The organism is Flavobacterium hercynium (assembly GCF_002217285.1).
Classification (GTDB): Bacteria; Bacteroidota; Bacteroidia; order Flavobacteriales; family Flavobacteriaceae; genus Flavobacterium; species Flavobacterium hercynium.
Window position 1 is genome coordinate 193772 of record NZ_MUGW01000008.1, and the last position, 23323, is coordinate 217094.

A 23323-nucleotide genomic window follows, 5' to 3' on the forward strand; every position below is an offset into this window, starting at 1 on the left:
TTTAGAATTTGGTGATTTAAAATGCATAATTATGAATCGATTACTATCAATATCCGTTTTTGTCACAATGCTGTTCTTCTCCTCTTTGAATGTAATGGGACAGGATACCATTGTCAGAAAAAAATCAGCACCGGCCTCAAAGATGAGAAGCGCGACCAAAAGTCTGGAAGTATCGTTAGATAAAAATGACGAAGGACAAATTGCACGCGATTATGAACGAGTTGCTGTTGAGTTTTTAAATAAAGGTGACAATGCGAAAGCGGAAGAATACTTTAAGAAAGCATTAGCTGGTTTTACCAAACTTAAATTAGCTGAAGATAAAACGCGTGTGACCAGAAGTCTCGCAAAGGTTCAGGAGAATCAAAAGAACTTTGGCTCAGCCATTAAAAATTATGAAGCAGCAGGTTCTTTTTCTAAAGATGAAAGCGAAGAAAAAATAAATCTAAATGATGCCAAGCGTTTGAGAACACAAGCAGCTCCCGTAGCGCAGGCGGTATACGTGGAATCGAATATCGAGTTGCTTAAAAAAGAGAAAAAATCAGAAGAAGTAGCTGATGCGTATGTTCAGAAAGCCGAAAATTCATTGCAACAGAAAGATAAAGCAGTAGCATTAGAAAGTTATAAAGAAGCACTCGTTTATGCAAAGAATAAACCGGAAGCGGTGATTAAAATTAAAAACGAGATTGCCAATGTGTATGCTTCTGACAATCAGTTTGAAGAAGCAATTGGGATCAACGAAAAATTATTGGCGGAAGCCAAAACCAAACAAGATTTCAATACACAAATCAAACAGCTGCAATCGTTAGCATCACTTTATTTAAAAAAGGAAGAACCGCAAAAGGCGTTAGTATCATTAAAAGAAGCTTATGAACTGGCATCTAAAAAGGGAAATTCCGCGGAAGCGAAAAACAGCCTCGCAGCATTGGTGAATTATTACAAAGCAGCTGGAAATGACAAGGAAAGTATGAAGCTTTATGAATCGTTTTTTAAAAATCTCGATCAGTTGATTAAGTCCGATACTACTTTGATTAACGCCAAAACATTTGAGATTACGGAAGGTAAAATTCGCCAATTGGAAAAAGAAAAAGGTTTAAAAGACGAATTGATTACCAAAACAAATACCTTCAATTACTTTCTTTTAGGATCTGTTGCACTGCTCTTGCTATTGTTTCTCTTTATAGTAAAGGCTTTGTATGCGATCAAAACAAAAAATAAGGAAATCGCTTTGCAATCGTTACGTCGAGAAATGAATCCGCATTTTATATTTAATAGCCTAAATAGCGTCAATCAGTTTATTGCAGAAAACAAAGAACTCGAAGCCAATAAATACCTGACTTCCTATTCGAATTTGATGCGTAATATGATGGAAAATTCTAATAAAGATTTCATTTTGCTGGATAAGGAAGTGGGACAATTAAAGAAATATCTTGATCTCGAACATTTACGTTTTGCGGATAAATTCGATTTTAAAATTACGGTTGATGAGCAGCTCGATGCCGAAAGTGTTTTTATTCCGAATATGATTATTCAGCCTCATTTAGAAAATGCAATCTGGCACGGACTTCGTTATCTGGATAAAAAGGGTTTTTTACATTTGAAGTTTAATTTTATAAAGCAAAAAGTTCATGTCATCATCGAAGATAACGGAATTGGGTTGGTTAAAAGTCAGGAACTCAAAACAAGTAATCAGAAAGCACATGAATCGCGAGGATTGAATAATACAAAGGAACGCATTGGATTACTGAACGAGTTATACAAAAAGAATATTTCTTTTAGCATTAAGGAAAAAGAATTGCCTGAATCCGGAACAATTGTCGAAATTGTTTTTCCATTAATTGACAAATTATGATGAGTTTTCAAAAAATAAGAAGTGTAATTGTCGAAGATGAATTGGCGGCACGCGAAGTACTCAAAAATTATCTAAGCAAGTATTGTCCGCAGATCGAAGTCGTAGGTGAGGCACAGCATATAAAAGAAGCCGTTCCGTTGTTGCACGAAATACAGCCGCAATTGGTTTTTCTGGATGTAGAAATGCCTTTTGGAAACGCTTTTGATGTTCTCGAAGCGTGTAAAGATTTACAATTCGAAACCATTTTTGTAACTGCTTTTTCGGAGTATTCTCTAAAAGCATTGAATCAGAGCGCGGCGTATTATCTGCTGAAACCGATCAGTATCGAAGAATTGATTGTTGCGGTAAATAAAGTACACCATCAAATTATGAATCATGAGCTGTTCAATCGAAACAAAATCATTGTAGAGAATTTTCGCGAATCAAAACCAGAAAAGCAACAAGTTATTTTGCCAACACTGGAAGGTTTTGAAGTCGTAAAAATGGAAGAAATCGTGCGTTTGCGTGGCAACGGAAATTTTACAGACTTGTATTTGAATGACGGAAGTAAAAAAATGGTTTGCAGGTTTTTGAAACATTTCTCAGAGATCCTACCTTTGCCATTTATCCGTGTTCATAAATCACATATTATCAATGTGAATTGCGTTAAATCATACAATAAAGGCGGTATTGTAACTTTGAACGATGGTGCAGAAATTGAAGTTTCACCTACTTATAAAGAGGAGTTCCTGAGGAATTTTAAGTAATTTGTTTTTTCACGCAAAGACGCAAAGNNGCCTTTGCGTCTTTGCGTGACAATCCGGAACCTTATAAATCAAATTCATCACCAATAGCCAAAGAATCAGCACGAACAGCCGTTGAATCCGGTGCTTTCATTCGCAATAACGAACGAGTATTTCCGGAAATATAAACAGGCAATTGATTAATTGTATCTTCAGAAATCAGAACGCCCGCGTCATAACATTAAACTGTTTAGGAATTTTTGGTTTTTTATAGCATAATCCTTTAGATTTTTCTGATTGGTAACTTTGAATGACGGATTAGAAATTGAAGTTTCTCTTACTTATAAAGAGGAGTTTTTAAGAAATTTTAAGTAATTTGTTTATTCACGCAAAGACGCTAAGGCGCAAAGTTTTTGTCATTTTTGACAGAGTAGGAAGAGATAGCGAATAGACAAAGTAAATCACACAAGTTTATCCACAAAGATCAATTTCATTCTTTGCGTCAGGTATAATAAAAACTTTGCGACTTTGCGACTTTGCGTGACAATCCGGAATCTTATAAATCAAATTCACCTTCAATAGCGAGTGAATCAAGCTTTATTGCAGTAGAATCCGGTGCTTTAATTCGTAATAACGAACGAGCATTTCCGGAAATATAAACAGGCAATTGATTAATTGTATCTTCAGAAATCAGAACACCACGTCGCAACATTAAATTGCTTAGGAATTTTTGGTTTTTTATAGCATAATCCTTTAAATTTCCCTGATCGTTAAATTGATACATGAACTTTCGTGGTTTCGGAATTATAGTTGCCAGGAACAAACATTCGTCAAGCGATAATGTAGATGGACTTTTCTGGAAGTAAAAATGACTTGCTTCGCCAATTCCGTATACATTTGGTCCCCATTCGATAATGTTGAAATAAACTTCCAGCATTCTTTCTTTGCTTACCACACGATTGTTTTCAAGAATGTAAACCAGTAAGATTTCTTCAAGTTTACGTGATAAGGTTTTTTCTCGGGTCAGAAAAACATTCTTAATCAATTGCATACTAATGGTACTTGCTCCACGGGAGAACTTTTTGGTTTTAATGTTTTTTAAGATCGATTGCTTGAAGGCTTCATTAATAAATCCGCGGTGCGAAAAGAAAGAAGGATCTTCTGTCGTAAGAACAGATTTTCTTAAATAAGGCGATATCTGATCTAAAGGCGTATAATTCGAATTTGCATTGCCAACCAAAACAGGTCTCTGCATTACATTCTGAATAATAGCGCGGTAAACAAATTCGCCATTTAACTTGTTAAGATTTGCTTCACCGTATTTGGTGATTTTTAGATTTTCCTTGTTCAGTTTACTGTCAAAGACTAAAGTATTGGGTTTGTTTTTGTTGAATTTGAAATCAAGACTATAATTAAAACTTCCTGTAGCTTCCATTCCCTGAAAATGGGTAAACAAACCGTCTGGTAATGAAACAATAAAATCCTGAGCCTGCATTTTAGGAATTTCAACTTTCAGTGTATAAATAGTATCAGATTCTGTATTGTAGGAAACATAAGGTTTAACTTTTGTTTTGTTCAACTGCATTGAAGATGTGCTGTCAATTGAAATGAAGTCGTCGCCTAATAAAAAGCGGTAATCGAAACGTGCACTTTTGATGACAACATCCTTACTTGCAATTTTAGGATGATTTAATGTCAAGTTGGCGATAGAAGTATAGCCGTCGATGTGCAATTCACTTCCGTCTTTTTCAATATTGGCTACGTTTAAACGAATAGAATCAAAACTTGCTTTCAAATTATAACGTTCATCCAGATACGGAACTTTGATTGCTCCTGTATCGAGATTAAAAAATCGAATATCTGCTTTTTTATTTCTCGGATCAGCAAAACCTTTTATGTTCCAACGTTGGTCAAAATTGTTTGCTTGAACATGAAGGTTTGTTTCGAGCTGTTTGTTGTTTAAAACGAGCTTATTTACCGCTACAGTCGCTTTTTTGCCATTATCATCAATCTTGAAATTAAGATTCTCTAATTTCATGTCAGTAGGAACCAGATTCAATAGCTTTGAAATAATACGATAAGCAAATGTGGCATATTTTCGCTTTTCATTATTATCCTTATCTGTTTTATCCTTTTTTAGAAAAGCATCAAAATTGCGTACTTTTCCTTTTTTTACAAATTGAATGTAGCCATTGTTGATTTTTAAAGTTCCAAGTTGAACATCTCCAACTAACAAACTTGATAAGTTAACGCTGGTTTCTATTTTTTTGATGTTGCAAAGTGTATCTGCATTTTTAGGAACCAGAATAACATCGGTTAATTTTATACCTGATAAACCTTCAAACGAAGCCGTTTTTACAGAAAAAGTACTGTTGTATTCGGTATCCATTTTAGTGGTTACTTTCGCAATTGCTTTTTTTAGAAGCGCATCACGAAAAAAGTAAAAGCCCAAAAAAAGCACTACTAATATCAAAATGAATATTAAGAGTGCTTTATATATTTTTTGTTTCGGAAATTTCATAAGGTAGTTTTGAAAAAAGATTAACCAAAAAGAATGCTTGCTACATCCTCAATTTTAGTTACAAGTTCAATTTTTATTCCTGTATTTTTTAATGCAATTTTGTTGTATTTAGATACAAAGATCGTGTTGAAGCCCAGTTTTTCAGCCTCTTGTATACGTTGATCTACACGATTCACCGGACGAATTTCTCCAGACAAACCTACTTCACCGGCAAAACAAAAACCTTTGGTTACCGGAATATCCTCGTTAGACGATAAAATTGCAGCAACAACAGCAAGGTCAATGGCAGGATCATCAACAGAAATTCCACCTGTTACGTTTAGAAAAACATCTTTTGCACCTAAACGAAATCCGGCTCTTTTTTCTAAAACCGCCAAAATCATGTTTAGCCTTTTAGCATTATATCCCGTAGTGCTTCGCTGAGGTGTTCCGTAAACGGCTGTACTCACCAGCGATTGTATTTCGATCATCAACGGTCGCATGCCTTCCATGGTTGTGGCAATTGCAGTTCCAGACATTTCTTCGTCTTTGTGGGAAATCAATATTTCTGACGGATTAGAAACTTCTCGTAAACCGCTTCCCAGCATTTCGTAAATTCCTAATTCAGCAGTAGAACCAAAACGGTTTTTAAGAGAGCGCAAAATTCGGTATACATGGTTTCGGTCGCCTTCAAACTGTAAAACGGTATCAACCATGTGCTCCAGAATTTTTGGTCCCGCAATGTTTCCATCTTTGGTGATATGTCCAATTAGAATAACCGGAATATTAGTTTCTTTAGCAAATTTGATAAGTTCAGCGGTAGTTTCTCTAATCTGAGAAATACTTCCCGCAGTTGATTCGATATAATCTGTATGCAAAGTCTGAATAGAGTCAATAATGACAATTTCAGGTTGCATAGCTTCGATTTGTTTGAATATATTTTGCGTTTTAGTTTCCGTCAAAATATAACAATTGTCGCTATTTGGAGTGATACGTTCAGCGCGCATCTTTATTTGTTTCTGACTTTCTTCGCCGGAAACATAAAGTGTTTTATAAGGTAACTTTAAAGAGATTTGCAGCAAAAGCGTACTTTTTCCAATTCCCGGTTCACCCCCTAAAAGTGTTAAAGATCCGGGAACCAATCCACCGCCAAGAACTCGATTTAGTTCTCCGTCGGTGGTGTTCATCCTTACTTCTTGTGCCGAATCGATCTCGTTAATTTTTAACGGACGTGGTGCTTTGTTTGTTGGAGTAGGTTCGCTCTTCCAGGCTACTTTCTCCTGCTTCTGAATAATTTCTTCAGCAATAGTATTCCATTCTTTGCAAGCATTGCATTGTCCTTGCCATTTAGCATATTGAGTTCCGCAATTTTGACAAAAAAAAGAAGTTTTAACTTTTGACATTATTTGGTTTTTTTTGCAAGCGTATTCATTTCATCAATCTTGTCATACATCAAATCCTTGTTCAAATCGCCAATTGGCTCCATTTGCGAAGCATTCTGGTATTTTTTTGAAGCTCTTTTAGGATCGCCCATTTTTTCAAGCATTAATCCCAATTCATATTCACCCAACATCGATTTTGGATAATGTACATTTCCAATTTCAGCCATTTTACCTAATTCATCATAGGCGTTTTTCTTTAGGATAAGATTCTCAATTACTTTAAAATCAGTCATTCTAACCGGAATTTGTACACCCAAAACTTTAGACATAGTATTGTACTTGTTTTCTAAGTAATCAGCATAACCGCTTTCAAGTATGGCAATTTTATCATTAAATTCTGCTGAATTTATAGGGCGGTATACTTCAAAAATTTGGTATAAGGCATTTGGAATAGAAGGTAAAACTTCAGTATAGTGAGTTGTGTTTTTGAAAACATCAAATTTATAATTGACTAAAGGATTGTTAGCAAGTTTAATATTGCTGTTTAGTTTTTCGATTGGTTCTTTGATTTTTTTGATGTCACCATCTGCTACAGAAAGGTAATAGAAGAAAGGTTCTGTTACTTTAGCAAATTTTTCAGGAACACGAACTTCCATTTTAGGTGCAAGTTCAGGGCTTAAGCAAATGTAACCGTTGAATAAAGGTTTCTCTTTGTACAAAAAGAAATTAATAAAACTTGCTGTAATGTCATGACCTGCAATAATTCTGAAAGGAGAGGTACGGTATTTTTTTTCGATATGCGGAATTAATTCTGCCCCAATGAATTCAAAAAAATCTGCACCTTTTTCAAAAGGAAGACCATTTATTTCATCAATAGTACTATCGTCATAACGTTCCTGATCTTTGTTTTGATGAATACCAATAATAATCATTTCCGGCAAATCACCCCAGTAAGAACCATAACTAACAGCTCCCGAGAAAGGATCAAATAAATAATCACCATCTAAAAGGTATAAAACAGGATATTTTTTTTCTGGATTTGCTTCGTAAGATTCAGGAAGTCCGATGGTTATTCTGCGCTCTTCTCCAAGTTTTACAGATTTAATGTTGTCGAATCTCTTTTGTGCGAAAGCAGTTACTGAGATTAAAGTAAGTAATAAGTAAACTTTTTTCATGATTTGGTTCATTTCAGTGAATATCAAGTATTGAAATAATGTAGCAATATAACACTTTATTTACGTTTTTATTATTTAGTAATTTTAAAAAGTAAGAATAAAGGTCTTGCTTGAAATTTATTTTGTTTCAGGCAAAAGCAAGCTTCTTTGACAAAATAGATTTGACAAATCGAGAGAAAGAAAGTGTAAAAAAAGTTTAAGTCAGCGAATTATCATTTTCATTAGGAAAAATGATCCATGGTTTGAAGGTTTTTGCCTCTTCGAATTCCAGGGTTGCATAAGAAATAATGATAATAATATCGTCTTTCTGAACTTTTCTGGCTGCAGGACCATTCAGTGTAATTTCACCTGAATTTTTTTCTCCTTTAATCGCGTAAGTTTCAAAGCGTTCGCCATTATTAATATTTACAATAGATACTTTCTCGCCTTCAATAATATTTGAAGCCTCCAGTAATGTTTCGTCGATAGTAATACTGCCAATATAATTTAAATCAGCACCAGTTACTTTTACACGATGAATTTTTGATTTTATAACTTGAATTTGCATTTTGCAAAGGTAATTTAATTTAATGAAATGGTGTCAATCAACCTTATAGAATTAACAAATACCGCTATAAATGCACGGTAATTTTTGTCTTTACTTTTAAGATCGATAGGTAATAATGTTGATTCGTCAGCAATAACAAAATATTCTAGTTCAAACATCTTGTTGTCTTTGAAAGAATTTTCTACAAATTCTATCGTTTCCTCAGGAGTGCCCGTCTGGAAAATAGCTTTTGCCTCTGTTAAAACTTTATAAATGATAGCAGCTTCTTTTCGTTCTTCGGCTGTTAGACGCTCATTTCGGGAACTCATTGCCAATTGACTTTCTTCTCTATAAATGGGACAACCAACAACATTCACAGGAATGTCATTTTTTTCAACCATTTTTTTGACAATCTGCAATTGCTGAAAATCTTTCTCTCCAAAGTAAGCATTGGTTGGTGTAACGATTTCAAACAAGCGTTTCACGATCGTACCAACACCATTGAAATGTCCAGGTCTGAATTTACCTTCCATTTGATTTTCAAGTCCGTCAAAGTCAAAATTTTGAGAAACCGTGTTTCCTTCATAAATATCTTCAACAGAAGGAGCATATAAAATGATTTTGTCGCTTAAAACGCGCATTTTTTTTACGTCCTCTTCCAGAGTTCTTGGATATTTTTCCAGATCTTCAGGATTATTAAATTGAGTGGGGTTGACGAAAATACTAACAACAGTGTCGTCGTTTTCTTTTAGAGATCGTTGCATTAAAGCGAGATGCCCTTGGTGTAAAGCGCCCATTGTTGGTACAAACCCGATGGTCGAATTTGCGGTTTTGATAGTTTTTAAATAAGCTATCAGAGCGACTTTACCGTAGAAAATATGCATGAGGGTATTATTAAAATTTAGTGCAAACATAATATATTAGTTAATAACTGCATAAATTTTTGTAATTTTGCAACGTTTTTATTACCAAAAATTAAGTAAAATACTATTATGAAAGATAAGAGGATATTATACGTATCATCTGAAGTCGTGCCTTATTTGGCTGAAAATGAGGTTTCTTTAATGTCTTATGACGTTCCAAAAATGATCAACGATCAAGGAGGTCAGATAAGAATTTTCATGCCAAGGTATGGAAATATAAACGAAAGAAGACACCAGCTACACGAAGTAATTAGACTTTCAGGAATGAATTTGGTAGTGAATGACTTAGATATGCCATTGATTATCAAGGTAGCTTCAATCCCGAAGGAAAGAATTCAGGTTTATTTTATTGACAATGATGAATATTTTAAGCGAAAAGCAACTTTTGCTGACGAAGAAGGTGTTCTTTATCCTGATAACGACGAACGTGCTATATTTTTTGCAAAAGGAGTTGTTGAAACTGTAAAAAAATTAAATTGGGTTCCTGATATTATTCACGTACACGGTTGGCTTGCAGCGATGCTGCCAATTTACATGAAACATTATTATAAAAATGAAGCCTTGTTTTCTGAAACTAAAATTGTAACCTCTGTTTATGGTCAGTCTTTCGATGAGAATTTAGATTTAGAGATGATCAATAAGGTTAAATTTGATGGTGTTCCGCATGATTCAGTTGCGGATTTGGAAATCCCAAATTACGAAAATGTAATGAAAGCCAGTATTTTGCATTCTGACGCTGTAATTATTGCATCGCCAAATGTATCTTCAAGTTTAACAAAATTTATAGAATCTTCAGGAAAACCTTTTTTACCTTTCGCCACGAAAGATGCATTCGCAGAAGCGTATACAAATTTCTACAAAGATATGGGGCTTTAAATTTTAACTTTATAATTAAACATGCATAATACTTCTTTTATTAAGAAAATCGTACTAGCAGCTTCGGTTGTTCTTTTATATTCTTGCGACAAAGATTTTAATGCCATCGGCGAAGGGCTGATTGGTGATAATCATTTTGGATTGGAATCGGTAAAATATGATGTTTTGTCATACAATCAGGAAATAAGTCCAATTCAATCCAATGCGTTGCTGGTTAATGCTTTAGGTATTTATGATGACCCTGTATTTGGTTCGACTACAGCCAATTTTGTAACACAAGTTAGTCTTACTACTTATGCGCCAACAATAGGAGAAGAACCAGTAGTTGAAAGTGTAGTCCTTAGTGTGCCTTACTTTAGTCATGTTACTGAGGCTAAAGCTGACAATGTTAATATTTATGCTTTAGATTCTATTTATGGAAATCGTGAGGGTAAAATTAAATTAAGTGTATATGAATCTGGAGTTCAAATGCGTGCTTCTTATTTTGATAATGGTTCGCAATATGCTCAGATGTATTATACAGATCAGGATGGTGATTTTGATACAAACAAAAAAATACATACATCAGGAAAACCATTAAATGATGATGCGACAGATTTAGGGCAAAATGAAACATTCTTTTTTAATCCGGCTCAATTAGAGAATTCTGTAACAGGCACTGATGGTAAAGTTACAGTAAGTAAAGTAGCACCTGAAATGCGTTTAAAATTGAATGCACAATTTTTTCAGGAGAAAATCTTGAATGCTGATGCTTCAAAACTTTCTAAAGCAGATCTTTTTCAAGAGTATTTTAGAGGTTTGTATTTTAAAGTTGAAAGAAGCGGAGGTAATCCTGCTTTGGCATTGCTTGATTTTACGAAAGGAAAAATTGTAATTAATTACAAAGCCAAAACTGCGATCACTACAGATCCTGATGAAACAAAAGAAGATAAGACGTTGACTATTGAGTTTAAGGGAGCTACTGCTAGTTTGCTTACCAGTACAAAAACGCCTGAATTTGAAACTGCAGTAACAACAGGTGTTGATACGCAACAAGGAGATGAAAGACTTTATTTAAAAGGAGGTCAAGGATCACTTGCGGTTATTAAACTAAATGATTTTGCTGCTAAATTAGAGGAAATCAGAACAAATAAGTGGCTGATCAACGAAGCTAATTTGACATTTCATATTGATGCAGAAAAAATGACGAATACAAGCGAGCCAAAAAGAGTGTATTTGTATGACTTGACTAATAATGTGCCTATTTTGGATTATGCAGATTCAAGTACGGATCCGTCGGGAAATGTAAAATTGTCAAGAATTGTTTATAGTGGAATCATTAATTTAGATGCTTCAAAAAAAGGTGCGACTTATAAAATTAGATTAACGAATCATATTCGTGATTTAATAAAAGATGCAACTGCTAAGAATGTAACATTAGGTTTGGTGGTTACAGAAGACATCAATACGATAACATCAAACAGATTAAAGCTGAAAAATGCTGAAATTTCAGAAGCACCAAGAGCATCAGTAATGAGTCCGCAAGGAACAATATTGTATGGTGGAAAATCTACTGTCCCAGAGGACAAAAGATTACAGCTTCAAATTTATTACACGAAACCAAATTAATAAATATATATGTGTGGAATTGTTGGATATATCGGTCATAGAGAGGCGTATCCTATTATCATAAAAGGATTAAAACGACTCGAATACAGAGGATATGATAGTGCAGGTGTTATGTTGTATGATGCTGAGACAGGTGTTAAAGCATGCAAAACAAAAGGTAAAGTATTAGATCTTGAAGCTAAGGCTGAAAGTGAACTTAATATAGCTGGTTCCATAGGGATTGGTCATACACGCTGGGCTACTCATGGTGTGCCTAATGATGTGAACTCACATCCGCATCTTTCTAATTCAGGAGAATTGGTTATTATTCATAATGGAATTATTGAGAATTATGCCCCTCTAAAAGAAGAATTAATCAAAAGAGGATATACTTTTAAATCGGATACCGATACGGAAGTTTTAGTAAATTTAATCGAAGAAGTTCAGAAGAAAGAAGGAATCAAATTGGGTAAAGCGGTGCAAATTGCTTTAAATCAGGTTGTGGGAGCTTATGCAATTGCGGTTTTCGATAAAAAGAATCCAAACGAAATTGTAGCAGCGAGATTAGGAAGTCCATTGGCTATTGGTGTTGGAGAAGGAGAATTTTTTATCGCTTCAGATGCATCGCCTTTTATCGAATATACTTCGAATGCAATTTACCTTGAAGATGGGGAAATGGCAAACATTAGATTGCACAAACCTTTGAAGGTTAGAAAAATAAAAGATGACTCGTTGGTAGATCCTTACATTCAAGAGCTTCAAATGAACTTGGAGCAAATTGAAAAAGGCGGTTACGAACATTTCATGTTAAAAGAAATTTACGAGCAGCCAAGTGTTATTAAAGATACCTACAGAGGAAGACTTCATGCAAATGAAGGAATCGTTCAGATGGCAGGTGTTGAGGATAATATTGAAAAATTCCTAAATGCAAAACGTATTCTAATCGTAGCTTGTGGTACTTCATGGCACGCAGGTTTAGTGGCAGAATATATTTTTGAGGAATTTACTCGTATTCCAGTAGAAGTAGAATATGCTTCAGAATTCAGATATCGTAATCCAATCATCAATAAGGATGACGTTGTAATTGCTATCTCGCAATCAGGAGAAACAGCAGATACTATGGCAGCTATTAAATTAGCGAAAGAAAATGGTGCTTTTGTTTTTGGTGTTTGTAATGTGGTAGGTTCTTCTATTTCAAGAGAAAGTCATGCAGGTGCTTACACGCACGCAGGGCCGGAGATTGGAGTAGCTTCGACAAAAGCATTTACAACTCAAATTACGGTTTTAACTATGATTGCTTTGCGATTAGGAAAAGCAAAAGGAACTTTATCTCATGGTGATTTCCATGCCTACTTACAGGAATTAGAAATTATCCCTGAAAAAGTGGCTGAGGCATTAGAAACCAACGAAAGAGCAAAAGAGATTGCTGCAACTTTTAAAGATGCACCAAACTGTCTTTATTTAGGTCGTGGTTATAACTTCCCTGTAGCGCTTGAAGGAGCATTAAAGCTAAAAGAGATTTCATATATTCACGCAGAAGGATATCCGGCTGCAGAAATGAAGCACGGGCCAATCGCATTAATCGACGAGCACATGCCGGTTATTGTAATTGCACCAAAACAAGGTCATTATGATAAGATTGTAAGTAATATTCAGGAAATTAAATCAAGAAGCGGTAAAATTATCGCAGTAGTTACTAAAGGTGATACACAAGTACGTGAATTAGCTGATTATGTAATCGAGATTCCTGAAACTTCAGATGCATTATCTCCACTGATTACGACTATACCATTGCAATTGCTTTCATACTACATTGCTGTTATGAGAGGTTGTAATGTAGATCAGCCTCGTAACCTGGCAAAATCAGTTACGGTAGAGTAATTGTTTGAAATATAAAGTGTTAAAAAAAGCGAGACGAAAGTCTCGCTTTTTTTATGGTTTTTTAATTATTGGTTAACGTTTCATTTGTAGGATTTGGCTTTTTAACGTTACTTTTGCGGACAATCATAATTTAATAAAATCGAAATAATTTTAAAAATGAAAAAAATATACATCTTGGGGTTTTTTATAATAGGAATGAATGCTTTTTCGCAAATTAATTCACCAAACGGATTAAATTTCTTTACTTATACTGGAAAAGCAGATGTTAATTTGAGATATAATGATCATGGTGCGGGAGGAAGAGCAATAGTGCACGGTGCTGATAATGTATTAATGCTTAATTTTGAAAGTGATTTTAAGGGAGGTACACGAATAGGTAGAGATGTGGTTTTTAGAGATGGTGCAAATTCAAGTATTCAATCCGGTAATTTTGGTATAGGAACTCCAACTCCTTTGGCAAAGTTTGAGGTTAGACATGGAAATATTCTTGTTAGAAATCTTTTAAATGCTAATAATAGCTCTGCGATTATGATTGCGCATTCTATTAATGAAGGTGAATTTGATACTTTTGGTACTTCTATAAGATCAATTACTGGAAGTGCAACTTCAAATATCTATGGAATGCAGTTTTTTACACAAGATTCATATCTTACAGGTCAAACGGAAAAAGTTAGGATTCTTGGGAATGGTAATGTTGGTATTGGTATTACAAACCCATTGTCAAAACTTGCTGTAAAAGGTAGGATTCAAGCTGAGGAGGTAAGAGTGACGGCTGATGCTAGTGTATTCCCTGACTACGTATTTGCCAACGATTATAAATTAAAATCATTGCAGGAAGTAGAAGAATATATCAAACAAAACAGCCATTTGCCTGAGATTCCATCTGCAAAAGAAGTAGAAGCAAACGGATTAATGTTGGGGGAAATGAATATGAGCTTGCTTAAGAAGATCGAGGAGTTGACGCTTTATATGATTCAGCAAAATAAAGTAATGAATGAATTGCAAGAAGCAAATAAAGTTATGAAAGCTAATCAGATTATATTAGAAAGTAGATTAGCTAAAGTAGAAACAAAATAAAAGATGAAGAATAGTTACTTGATAATTGTGTTGTTTGTTTTTCAAAGCATTTTTGCTCAAAAGGAGTATGCTTTAGGTAGTTTTAAAATCAATAATGATGATGTTTATCTTACGAGTCTGAATAGTGGTAATGTTGCAGGAATGGATATGGGCTTTAATGGACAAACGGGATTTATAAAATTTAGTGCTCATACCGGTAATAGTAATAGAAATAATATTCTTTACATGAGAGGTGTTGATGGGTATCTTGGTTTGGGAACAAATACGCCTCGCGCAGCATTAGATGTAGCAACTATTATCGAGAATGGTCTTCTAGGTACTGTATTTGGAAGATTATCAGAAGGAAATACTAATGGTGAAGGAACTTTTTTAGGGGTAAGGGGATATAGTAATTCAGTTGTAAATGGAAAAAGTTTTGCAATTGAGCATAGCTTTTTTGGTATTACAAATAGTGCGATTAATTTTTTTAGAGGAAATAGCACTACTGGTGGTGGTATTAGTTTTAGTACAAACAACAATACAGAACAAATGCGTATTGATTTTATTGGTAATGTAGGTATCGGAACTACCACGCCAGATTCAAGACTTACAGTGGCAGGAAATATTCACGCAAGAGAGGTCAAAGTAACACTTAATGCGGGAGTTGTTCCAGACTACGTTTTTGCTAATGATTATAAATTAAAATCATTGCAGGAAGTAGAAGAATATATTAACCAAAACAGTCATTTACCAGAGATTCCTTCTGCAAAAGAAGTCGAAGCAAACGGATTAATGTTGGGGGAAATGAATATGAGCTTGCTTAAGAAAATCGAAGAATTGATGCTTTACATGATTCAGCAAAATAAAGTAATGAATGAATTGCAAGAAGCAAATAAAGTTATGAAAGCTAATCAGATTATATTAGAAAGTAGATTAGCTAAAGTAGAAACAAAATAAAAGATGAAGAATAGTTACTTGATAATTGTGTTGTTTGTTTTTCAAACCAGCTTTGCTCAAAAGGAGTATGCTTTAGGTAGTTTTAAGATAAATAATGATGATCTTTTTAATACAAGTCTTGTTAGTGGAACGGTAGCCGGAATGGACATGGGTTTTGATGGGCAAAAGGGATTTATAAAATTTAGTGCTCATACCGGAAACGGATACAGGAATAATATTCTTTACATGAGGGGTAATGATGGGTATGTTGGTTTGGGTACAAATGCGCCACGTGCGGCATTAGATGTTGCAAATATTATTGGAAATGGTCTTCTAGGGACAGTATTTGGTCGTTTGCCAGAAGGGGATACTTCGGGTGAAGGAACTTTTTTGGGAGTAAGGGGGTATGGCAATTCAATTGTAAATGGAAAAAGTTTTGCCATTGAACATAGTTTCTTTGGTATTACAAATAGTTCTATTAGCTTTTTTAGAGGGGGTAGTACTATTGGAGGAGGTATTAGTTTTAGTACGAATAACAATACAGAACAAGTGCGTATTGATGCTAATGGTTACGTTGGTATTGGAACAAAGAATCCAGATTCAAGACTTACAGTGGCTGGAAATATTCATGCCAGAGAGGTTAAAGTAACACTTAATGCAGGTGTTGTTGTTCCAGACTATGTCTTTGCCAATGATTATAAATTAAAATCATTGCAGGAAGTAGAAGACTATATCAAACAAAATAATCATTTACCGGAAATTCCATCTGCAAAAGAAATAGAAGCAAAGGGATTAATGCTGGCAGAAATGAATATGAGCTTGCTTAAGAAAATTGAAGAGTTGACACTTTATATGATTGAGCAGAATAAAGAAGTTAAAGAACTTAGAGAAGAAAATAAAATTCTTAAATCATTGTCAGAGAGGTTATCTGATTTAGAAGCCGAAGTAAGAAGAAAGTAAGATTAATTTCTTTAAACAAAAGAATAAGAACTGTTAAAAAAGCAAGATTTACGTCTTGCTTTTTTTTATTGTCGGATGTTTTTTTCAAGCAGATCATTTTTAGTAAATCCTCAATAAATTACAGAATATTTATATGTATGCATAGTATTTTAATTATTCCATATCTATTATTTGATTTTACTTTAATAAAATGAATTGCTAAATAGTTAAAATTGTTGCAAAATTGAATGTAAATATTAATTTAATTTAACGTTTTTTTATTAATATCAAAATTATTTGTAATTTGGCTAGATAAACTAACAAAAACTAGCCCAATGAAAGTGTATTTATTAACAATGTTGTTATGCTGCGGAGTTACGTTTGCGCAGCAGACTGTTACCGGTTCTGTGACCGATGCTAACAAACAATCAATTCCTGGTGCCAATATCAATATCGTGGGGACTTCAGGTGGAGCATCAACCGATTTTGATGGTTCATTTAAACTGAATACCACGGCAAAGCCGCCTTTTACTCTTAAGGTTTCTGCAGTAGGATTCGAGACGAAAACAATTAACGTTACTTCATTCAGTCAAAGAGTAGATGTGATTTTGAAAGATGAAGAAACAAAACTTGACGAAATTGTAGTTTCGGCTTCCAGAACACCGGAACGTGTAATCGAATCTCCTGTGACAATTGAGAGAATGGGAATTCAGGAAATTAAAAATACAACTGCATCAACTTTTTATGATGGGTTAGAAAACTTAAAAGAAGTTCACTTCAATACCAGCAGTATATCATTCAAATCTGTTAATACCAGAGGATTTGCTTCTGTAGCCAACACACGTTTTATGCAATTGGTAGACGGAATGGATAACTCTTCTCCGGCATTAAACTTTGTTTTGGGTAACCTGATTGGTATCTCAGATATTGATGTAGCGAATGTAGAACTTTTGCCGGGTGCATCTTCTGCACTTTATGGTGCCAATGCATTTAATGGTATTATGTTTATGAATAGTAAAAGTCCTTTTACAAATGAGGGAATTAGTGTTTATTACAAATACGGACAAACAAGTCAAAAAGTAGCAGGAACAAATGATTATAATGATTTTGGAATCCGTGCTGCAAAAGCATTTACAAAACACTTTGCTTTAAAAGGGAACTTTACCTATATGACAGCTACAGAATGGATCGCGGCTGATGATAGAAGTATGACCGGAGGTTCTGTAGGACATGCAAACAATCAAAATTATGACGGACTAAACCTTTACGGAGACGAGGTGACAACTTTTATTCCGAATGTTGGACAAGTAAGCAGAACAGGGTACCGTGAACAAGATATAACAGATAACAAAGTAAAAAGTATAAAAGCAGATTTCTCTGCACACATTAAACCTTGGGCTGATGAAACAGAAGTTATTCTTCAATATAAAATTGGTTTAGGAAGTACTATTTATCAAGGTGCAAACCGATACGCACTGAAAGACTTCATGATGCAACAAGCAAAAGTTGAAGTAAAAGGGAAAAACTTTTTCGCAAGATTTTATACTACAGATGAAGATGCGGGAAATTCTTATGACATGAGATTTGCTGCTTGGAACGTAAACAGAGCTGCAAAATCAGATCAGGAATGGTTTACGAATTATGCAACAGCGTACCAGCTTTCGGGGGCAGTTATGGGATCAAATGCAAATCAATCTGCTGCAATCGCAAGAGAATATGCAGATTATAACAGATTACCTGCTGCATTACAATCTTTGTCACAATTTCAGGTGGCGCCAGCAGGAAAACCTAGATTCGAACCGGGTTCTCCTGAGTTTAATAATGCGCTGGCAATGGTTAAAGAAAATCCTGATTTAACACAGGGAGCAAAATTTATCGATCAGTCAAAATTGTACCATTCAGATGTTAACTATAATTTTAGAGACATCATCAAATTTGCTGAAGTTCAAGTAGGGGGTTCATGGAGAAAATACCACATGGATTCTAAAGGAACAATTTTTACAGATTATGACGGACCAATTGAATACAGAGAATATGGTGCTTATGCGCAATTGGTAAAAAAATTCATGGACGACAGATTGAAATTTACAGGATCGTTACGTTATGATAAAAGTCAAAACTTTGATGGAAATGTTTCGCCAAGAGTTTCATTTGTATACTCAGCAGGAGAATCAAAAAGACACAACTTCAGATTGTCATATCAAACAGGTTTTCGTAATCCAACTACACAGGATCAATACATTGGTTTAGATTTAGGGCCATTTGCTTTAATTGGTTCTGCAGCTGAAAATTTAGATCGTTTTCAGGAGACGAAAGACGTAAGTGCTGCCGGTCAGGCTATGGGGGCTCCTGCAACTGTAAATTTATCTGGTCGCAATGCTTATACCAACGCGTATACAGTAGCATCTGTGCAGGCATTTAGTGCTTCGGGAAATACAGCAGATCTTGTAGTAGCAAATATCGGATTAGTAAAACCGGAGCAAGTACACGCTTTTGAAGTTGGGTACAGATCGGTAGTTCAAAACGATTTGTCAATCGATTTAAATGCTTATTACAATATTTACAATGACTTCATGAATACGTCAAGAGTTATTTCTCCTTACTATGGTACTGCGGGTACAAATGCTTCAGATCCTAATGTACAGATGAGTTATGCTGCTTTGGCTTTCGGAGACAGAAGAGTCTATCAAGTGTATACCAATACTGCAGCGCAAATTTCTTCACTAGGTTTTGGTGTAGGTTTGGCTAAAAAAGTATACAAAGATTTTGAATTAGGAGTGAACTACAATTACGCTCAATTTGATTTTGATCAGGCAGAAGATCCAAGTTTTATTGCTGGATTTAATACACCAAAACACAGAATCAAAGGTTCACTTGGAAATGCAAACGTGATTAAAAATTTAGGATTTAATGTGAATGTGAGATGGAATTCAGAATATCTATGGCAATCCTCTTTCGGAGACGGAATGATTCCGGAGAACACTGTTCTTGATGCTCAGATAAATTATGGTATTCCTAAACTAAAATCTGTTATTAAGGTAGGGGCAACAAATCTTTTTGGAACAGATTATCTTCAGGTTATTGGAGCTGGAGCAATTGGTAAACTGGTATTTGCTTCTTGGACAATTAATCCTTAATTGGAGTGAACTGATTTGGAAAAACAGGATTGTCTCTCTTTTATTGTACGGATAAAATAGAAAAGGGAGAAATAATAATTTTAAACGAAATGACATGATAAAAAATATAAAATGGCTGTTGTTGGTTTCTTTAACCTTGGCAGCATGTAATAATGATGATAGTGATGGGACAACAGAAGAGGTTCCAGTTGTTGCAGGGTCAGCAGTTTTTACAAAATATGTAGCTTTAGGAGATTCTTTTGCTGCGGGATATAGTGATAATGCGTTATTCAAAAGAGGGCAGGAAGGTGCTTATACTAATATTTTGGCACAACAATTTGCTGCAGCAGGAGGTGGAGCATTTACGACTCCGTTTATGAATGATAATGTTGGAGGTTTGTTGTTTGGTGGTCAGCCAAATCCTGCCTTTGGAGTACGATTATATTTTAATGGTACAGGGCCGGTTCCTGTAAGCGGAACACCAACGACAGAAGTTATGGCGCACCTTTCAGGTTCGTTTAATAATTTAGGTATTCCAGGTGCAAAAAGTTTTCACTTAGTCGCGGCTGGATATGGTAATCCTGCAGGTTTAGCGATTGGAGCTTCAAATCCTTACTTTGTTCGTTTTGCAAGCTCACCTTCTACTACGGTTATTGCAGATGCGGTAGCGCAGGCACCAACTTTTTTCTCTTTGTTTATTGGAGGGAATGATGTTCTGGCTTACGCAACATCAGGAGGAGTAGGGAAAGATCAGACCGGAAATGTGAATCCGGCTACTTACGGAAGTAATGATATTACAGACCCAACGGTGTTTGCTAATGTATTTTCAACATTAGCAACAACTTTAACCGGAACAGGGGCAAAAGGAGTGGTGGCCAACTTGCCGTATATTACGACATTACCTTATTTTACAACAGTTCCTTATAATCCTCTTACGGCAAAATCGTTGGGTGCAAATAATGAGGCAGTTGGTATAGCAACAATAAAAGCATTAAACTTACAGTTATATGGTCCATTAAAGCAAGCGTTAACCGCTTTTGATGCGGGAGACAGAATTGCGTTATTATCAGAGACAGGTTCAAATCCGGTTTTGATAAAAGATGAAACCCTTCTTAATTTGTCTGCTCAGTTAACGGCGGCTTTTACACCAACATTAGGAGCGCAAAATGCAGCTTTTTATGGCGCTGTCTTTGGGCAGGCGAGACAAGCTAAAGCTACAGATATTGTAATATTACCAACAAGAAACGCTATTGGTGTTGCACCTACAGCTGCTGATTCCGGAGTTGGGTTTGCACCGCCTGCACCGTTAGATAAATTTGGAGTTACTTTTCCGTTGCAGGATAAACACGTATTGATCCCGACAGAAATAGCAGAAATTAAAAAAGCGACAGATGCTTACAACGTAACTATTGAAGCGGTAGCAAATGAAAAAGGGTTAGCTTTTGTTGATACACGCGCTATTATGACGCAGCTTTCAAACGGAGGATACCGATTTGGGAATTATACTATGTCTTCGACTTATGTTACAGGAGGAGCCTTTTCTTTAGATGGAATTCATCCAAGTGCAAGAGGATATGCCTTAATAGCGAATATTTTTATAGATGCTATAAATGTAAAATACAGTTCAACTTTAAGACATGTTGATTTGGGAGCATATCCTATTCAATATCCGTCAACTTTATAAAAAAGCCATTTTATAAACAAGAAAGCCACGCATTTCTAAAATGTTGTGGCTTTTTTTAATGAAAGAATAATTGTTATTTTACATATTTATAGGCTGTCTTTTACTAATCAAACAAAATCGTAGTATTTTTTATAAAAAAAATATTGATTTTATATTTTAAAAAATTATCTTTGCGCTCTGAAAAAAGAGGTATTTTCGATAAACCTAAATAGCTATTTAATAAACACATAAGTAATGTCAAAAGTAATAGGAAAAGTTGCTCAAATCATTGGACCAGTAGTTGACGTAGTTTTCAACGGTAAAGATGTTGAACTTCCAAAAATTTATGATTCACTAGAAATCACTAAAAAAGACGGAACATTGTTAGTTCTAGAAGTGCAATCTCACATTGGAGAGAACACTGTTCGTACCATTTCTATGGACTCTACAGACGGTTTGTCAAGAGGATATGAAGTAGTTGGAACAGGAAATCCAATCCAAATGCCAATCGGTCCAGATGTATATGGAAGATTATTTAATGTAATTGGAGATGCAATTGATGGTTTAGGAAACTTGCCAAAAACAGGAGAAAACGGTTTGTCTATTCACAGACAAGCTCCTAAATTCGAAGATTTATCAACTTCATCTGAAGTTTTATTTACAGGTATTAAAGTAATCGATTTGATTGAGCCTTATGCAAAAGGAGGTAAAATTGGATTGTTTGGTGGTGCCGGTGTTGGTAAAACAGTATTGATTCAGGAGTTGATCAACAATATCGCAAAAGGTCACGGTGGACTTTCTGTATTCGCAGGAGTAGGAGAGAGAACACGTGAAGGAAATGACTTGCTTCGTGAGATGTTAGAGTCAGGAATTATTAAATACGGTGATGATTTCATGCACTCTATGGAAAATGGAGGATGGGATTTATCTAAAGTAGATATGCCAGGAATGAGAGAGTCTAAAGCTACTTTCGTTTTCGGACAAATGAATGAGCCTCCTGGAGCTCGTGCCCGTGTAGCACTTTCAGGATTATCTATCGCTGAGTATTTCCGTGATGGAGCAGGAACAGATCAAGGTAAAGACGTATTGTTTTTCGTTGATAACATCTTCCGTTTTACACAAGCAGGTTCTGAAGTATCAGCACTTTTAGGTCGTATGCCTTCTGCAGTAGGATACCAACCAACTTTGGCAACAGAGATGGGAGCTATGCAAGAGCGTATTACATCTACAAACAAAGGATCTATTACATCTGTACAGGCGGTTTACGTTCCTGCGGATGACTTAACTGACCCGGCTCCTGCAACAACGTTTGCTCACTTAGATGCTACAACAGTATTGTCTCGTAAAATTGCTGAGTTAGGTATTTATCCAGCGGTTGACCCGTTAGATTCTACTTCAAGAATTTTGACTCCTCAAATCTTAGGAAATGAGCATTATGACTGTGCACAAAGAGTAAAAGAGATTCTTCAAAAATACAAACAATTGCAAGATATTATTGCGATTTTAGGTATGGAAGAATTATCAGAAGACGATAAATTATCAGTATCAAGAGCACGTCGTGTTCAACGTTTCTTATCTCAGCCTTTCCACGTAGCGGAGCAATTTACAGGTATTCCTGGAGTTTTGGTTGACATTAAAGATACTATCAAAGGATTCAACATGATTATCGATGGTGAATTAGATCACCTTCCGGAATCAGCTTTCAACTTGAAAGGTTCTATTCAGGACGCTATCGAGGCTGGAGAAAAAATGTTGGCTGAAGCTTAATATAATTATGAATTATGAGTTATAAGTTATGAGTTTCTACTCTTGCTTATAGCTCATGACTTATAACTCATAACAAAAAAAAGATGATTTTAGAAATAGTATCACCAGAAGCAAAATTATTTTCAGGGCAAGTAACTTCTGTTACATTACCTGGAGTTGATGGAAGCTTTCAAATATTGAATAATCACGCTCCTATTGTTTCTATTCTTGAAAAAGGAACTATTAAAATCGCTGCACCAAGTTTCGATTTTTCTAAAGAAGTAGCGGGTAAATTCACGAAAGTAAATGAGCAAACCTATACTTTAGAAATAGCATCAGGTACTATCGAAATGAAAGACAATAAAGTAATTGTTTTAGTAGACTAAAATAATTTCGAAATAAGTTCAAAAAGCCAAACAGTTAATGTTTGGCTTTTTTTTATTTTT

General features: G+C 35.1%; 17 protein-coding genes. 12 read left to right on the plus strand and 5 right to left on the minus strand.

The genetic code is table 11. The features are described 5' to 3' along the window. Positions 1 to 31 precede the first annotated feature (31 nt). Positions 32 to 1849, plus strand: a complete 1818-nt coding sequence (locus B0A66_RS03785) for a tetratricopeptide repeat-containing sensor histidine kinase (protein ID WP_089048518.1) — start codon at positions 32 to 34, stop codon at positions 1847 to 1849. Then, positions 1846 to 2595, plus strand: a complete 750-nt coding sequence (locus B0A66_RS03790) for a LytR/AlgR family response regulator transcription factor (protein ID WP_089048519.1) — start codon at positions 1846 to 1848, stop codon at positions 2593 to 2595. The genes B0A66_RS03785 and B0A66_RS03790 overlap by 4 nt, the downstream gene beginning before the upstream one ends. A 532-nt stretch (positions 2596 to 3127) precedes the next feature. Here B0A66_RS03790 and B0A66_RS03795 read toward each other — a convergent pair. The 5 genes from B0A66_RS03795 to panC all read right to left on the minus strand — a co-directional run bounded on the left by B0A66_RS03795 (position 3128) and on the right by panC (position 9068). Continuing rightward, complete coding sequence (locus tag B0A66_RS03795) at positions 3128 to 5092, minus strand: transglycosylase domain-containing protein (RefSeq protein ID WP_089048520.1); 1965 nt, start codon at positions 5090 to 5092, stop codon at positions 3128 to 3130. 20 nt (positions 5093 to 5112) lie between these two features. Continuing rightward, the gene (radA, locus tag B0A66_RS03800) at positions 5113 to 6474 is read right to left on the minus strand and encodes a DNA repair protein RadA (RefSeq protein ID WP_089048521.1); all 1362 of its coding nucleotides are present in this window, start codon (positions 6472 to 6474) and stop codon (positions 5113 to 5115) included. Further along, entirely contained in the window at positions 6474 to 7628 is a 1155-nt protein-coding gene (locus tag B0A66_RS03805; RefSeq protein WP_089048522.1) for an alpha/beta hydrolase, read from the minus strand. Before B0A66_RS03805 ends, radA begins: the two co-directional genes overlap by 1 nt. A 196-nt stretch (positions 7629 to 7824) precedes the next feature. Further along, positions 7825 to 8175 carry an aspartate 1-decarboxylase gene (gene panD, locus B0A66_RS03810; RefSeq protein WP_026727479.1) on the minus strand — a complete coding sequence of 117 codons (351 nt, stop codon included), beginning with the start codon at positions 8173 to 8175 and terminating at the stop codon, positions 7825 to 7827. A gap of 14 nt (positions 8176 to 8189) precedes the next feature. Continuing rightward, the gene (gene panC, locus B0A66_RS03815) at positions 8190 to 9068 is read right to left on the minus strand and encodes a pantoate--beta-alanine ligase (RefSeq protein ID WP_089048523.1); all 879 of its coding nucleotides are present in this window, start codon (positions 9066 to 9068) and stop codon (positions 8190 to 8192) included. A gap of 78 nt (positions 9069 to 9146) precedes the next feature. Between panC and B0A66_RS03820 the strand changes: the two genes are divergently transcribed. The 10 genes from B0A66_RS03820 (at position 9147) to B0A66_RS03865 (ending at position 23263) form a co-directional block, all read left to right on the plus strand. After that, positions 9147 to 9953, plus strand: coding sequence for a glycogen/starch synthase (locus tag B0A66_RS03820; protein ID WP_089048524.1), 807 nt, complete (start codon positions 9147 to 9149; stop codon positions 9951 to 9953). A 21-nt stretch (positions 9954 to 9974) separates the two neighbouring features. Then, a complete protein-coding gene (locus B0A66_RS03825) occupies positions 9975 to 11561 on the plus strand; it encodes a DUF4270 domain-containing protein (RefSeq protein WP_089048525.1) in 1587 nt (528 codons plus the stop codon). Between the two features lie 9 nt (positions 11562 to 11570). Continuing rightward, positions 11571 to 13421, plus strand: a complete 1851-nt coding sequence (glmS, locus tag B0A66_RS03830; RefSeq protein ID WP_089048526.1) for a glutamine--fructose-6-phosphate transaminase (isomerizing) — start codon at positions 11571 to 11573, stop codon at positions 13419 to 13421. Between the two features lie 174 nt (positions 13422 to 13595). Continuing rightward, entirely contained in the window at positions 13596 to 14498 is a 903-nt protein-coding gene (locus B0A66_RS03835; protein ID WP_123868200.1) for a tail fiber protein, read from the plus strand. 3 nt (positions 14499 to 14501) lie between these two features. After that, on the plus strand, positions 14502 to 15434 hold the full coding sequence (locus B0A66_RS03840; protein WP_089048528.1) for a tail fiber protein: 933 nt from the start codon (positions 14502 to 14504) through the stop codon (positions 15432 to 15434). 3 nt (positions 15435 to 15437) lie between these two features. After that, on the plus strand, positions 15438 to 16373 hold the full coding sequence (locus tag B0A66_RS03845; RefSeq protein WP_089048529.1) for a vacuolar protein sorting family 37 protein: 936 nt from the start codon (positions 15438 to 15440) through the stop codon (positions 16371 to 16373). Between the two features lie 314 nt (positions 16374 to 16687). Continuing rightward, entirely contained in the window at positions 16688 to 19489 is a 2802-nt protein-coding gene (locus tag B0A66_RS03850; protein WP_089048530.1) for a carboxypeptidase-like regulatory domain-containing protein, read from the plus strand. A gap of 94 nt (positions 19490 to 19583) precedes the next feature. Then, on the plus strand, positions 19584 to 21152 hold the full coding sequence (locus tag B0A66_RS03855) for an SGNH/GDSL hydrolase family protein (protein WP_089048531.1): 1569 nt from the start codon (positions 19584 to 19586) through the stop codon (positions 21150 to 21152). Positions 21153 to 21386: 234 nt separating this feature from the next. Beyond that, positions 21387 to 22898, plus strand: coding sequence for a F0F1 ATP synthase subunit beta (atpD, locus tag B0A66_RS03860; protein ID WP_089048532.1), 1512 nt, complete (start codon positions 21387 to 21389; stop codon positions 22896 to 22898). A gap of 83 nt (positions 22899 to 22981) precedes the next feature. Then, positions 22982 to 23263, plus strand: coding sequence for a F0F1 ATP synthase subunit epsilon (locus B0A66_RS03865; protein ID WP_089048533.1), 282 nt, complete (start codon positions 22982 to 22984; stop codon positions 23261 to 23263). Positions 23264 to 23323 lie beyond the last annotated feature (60 nt).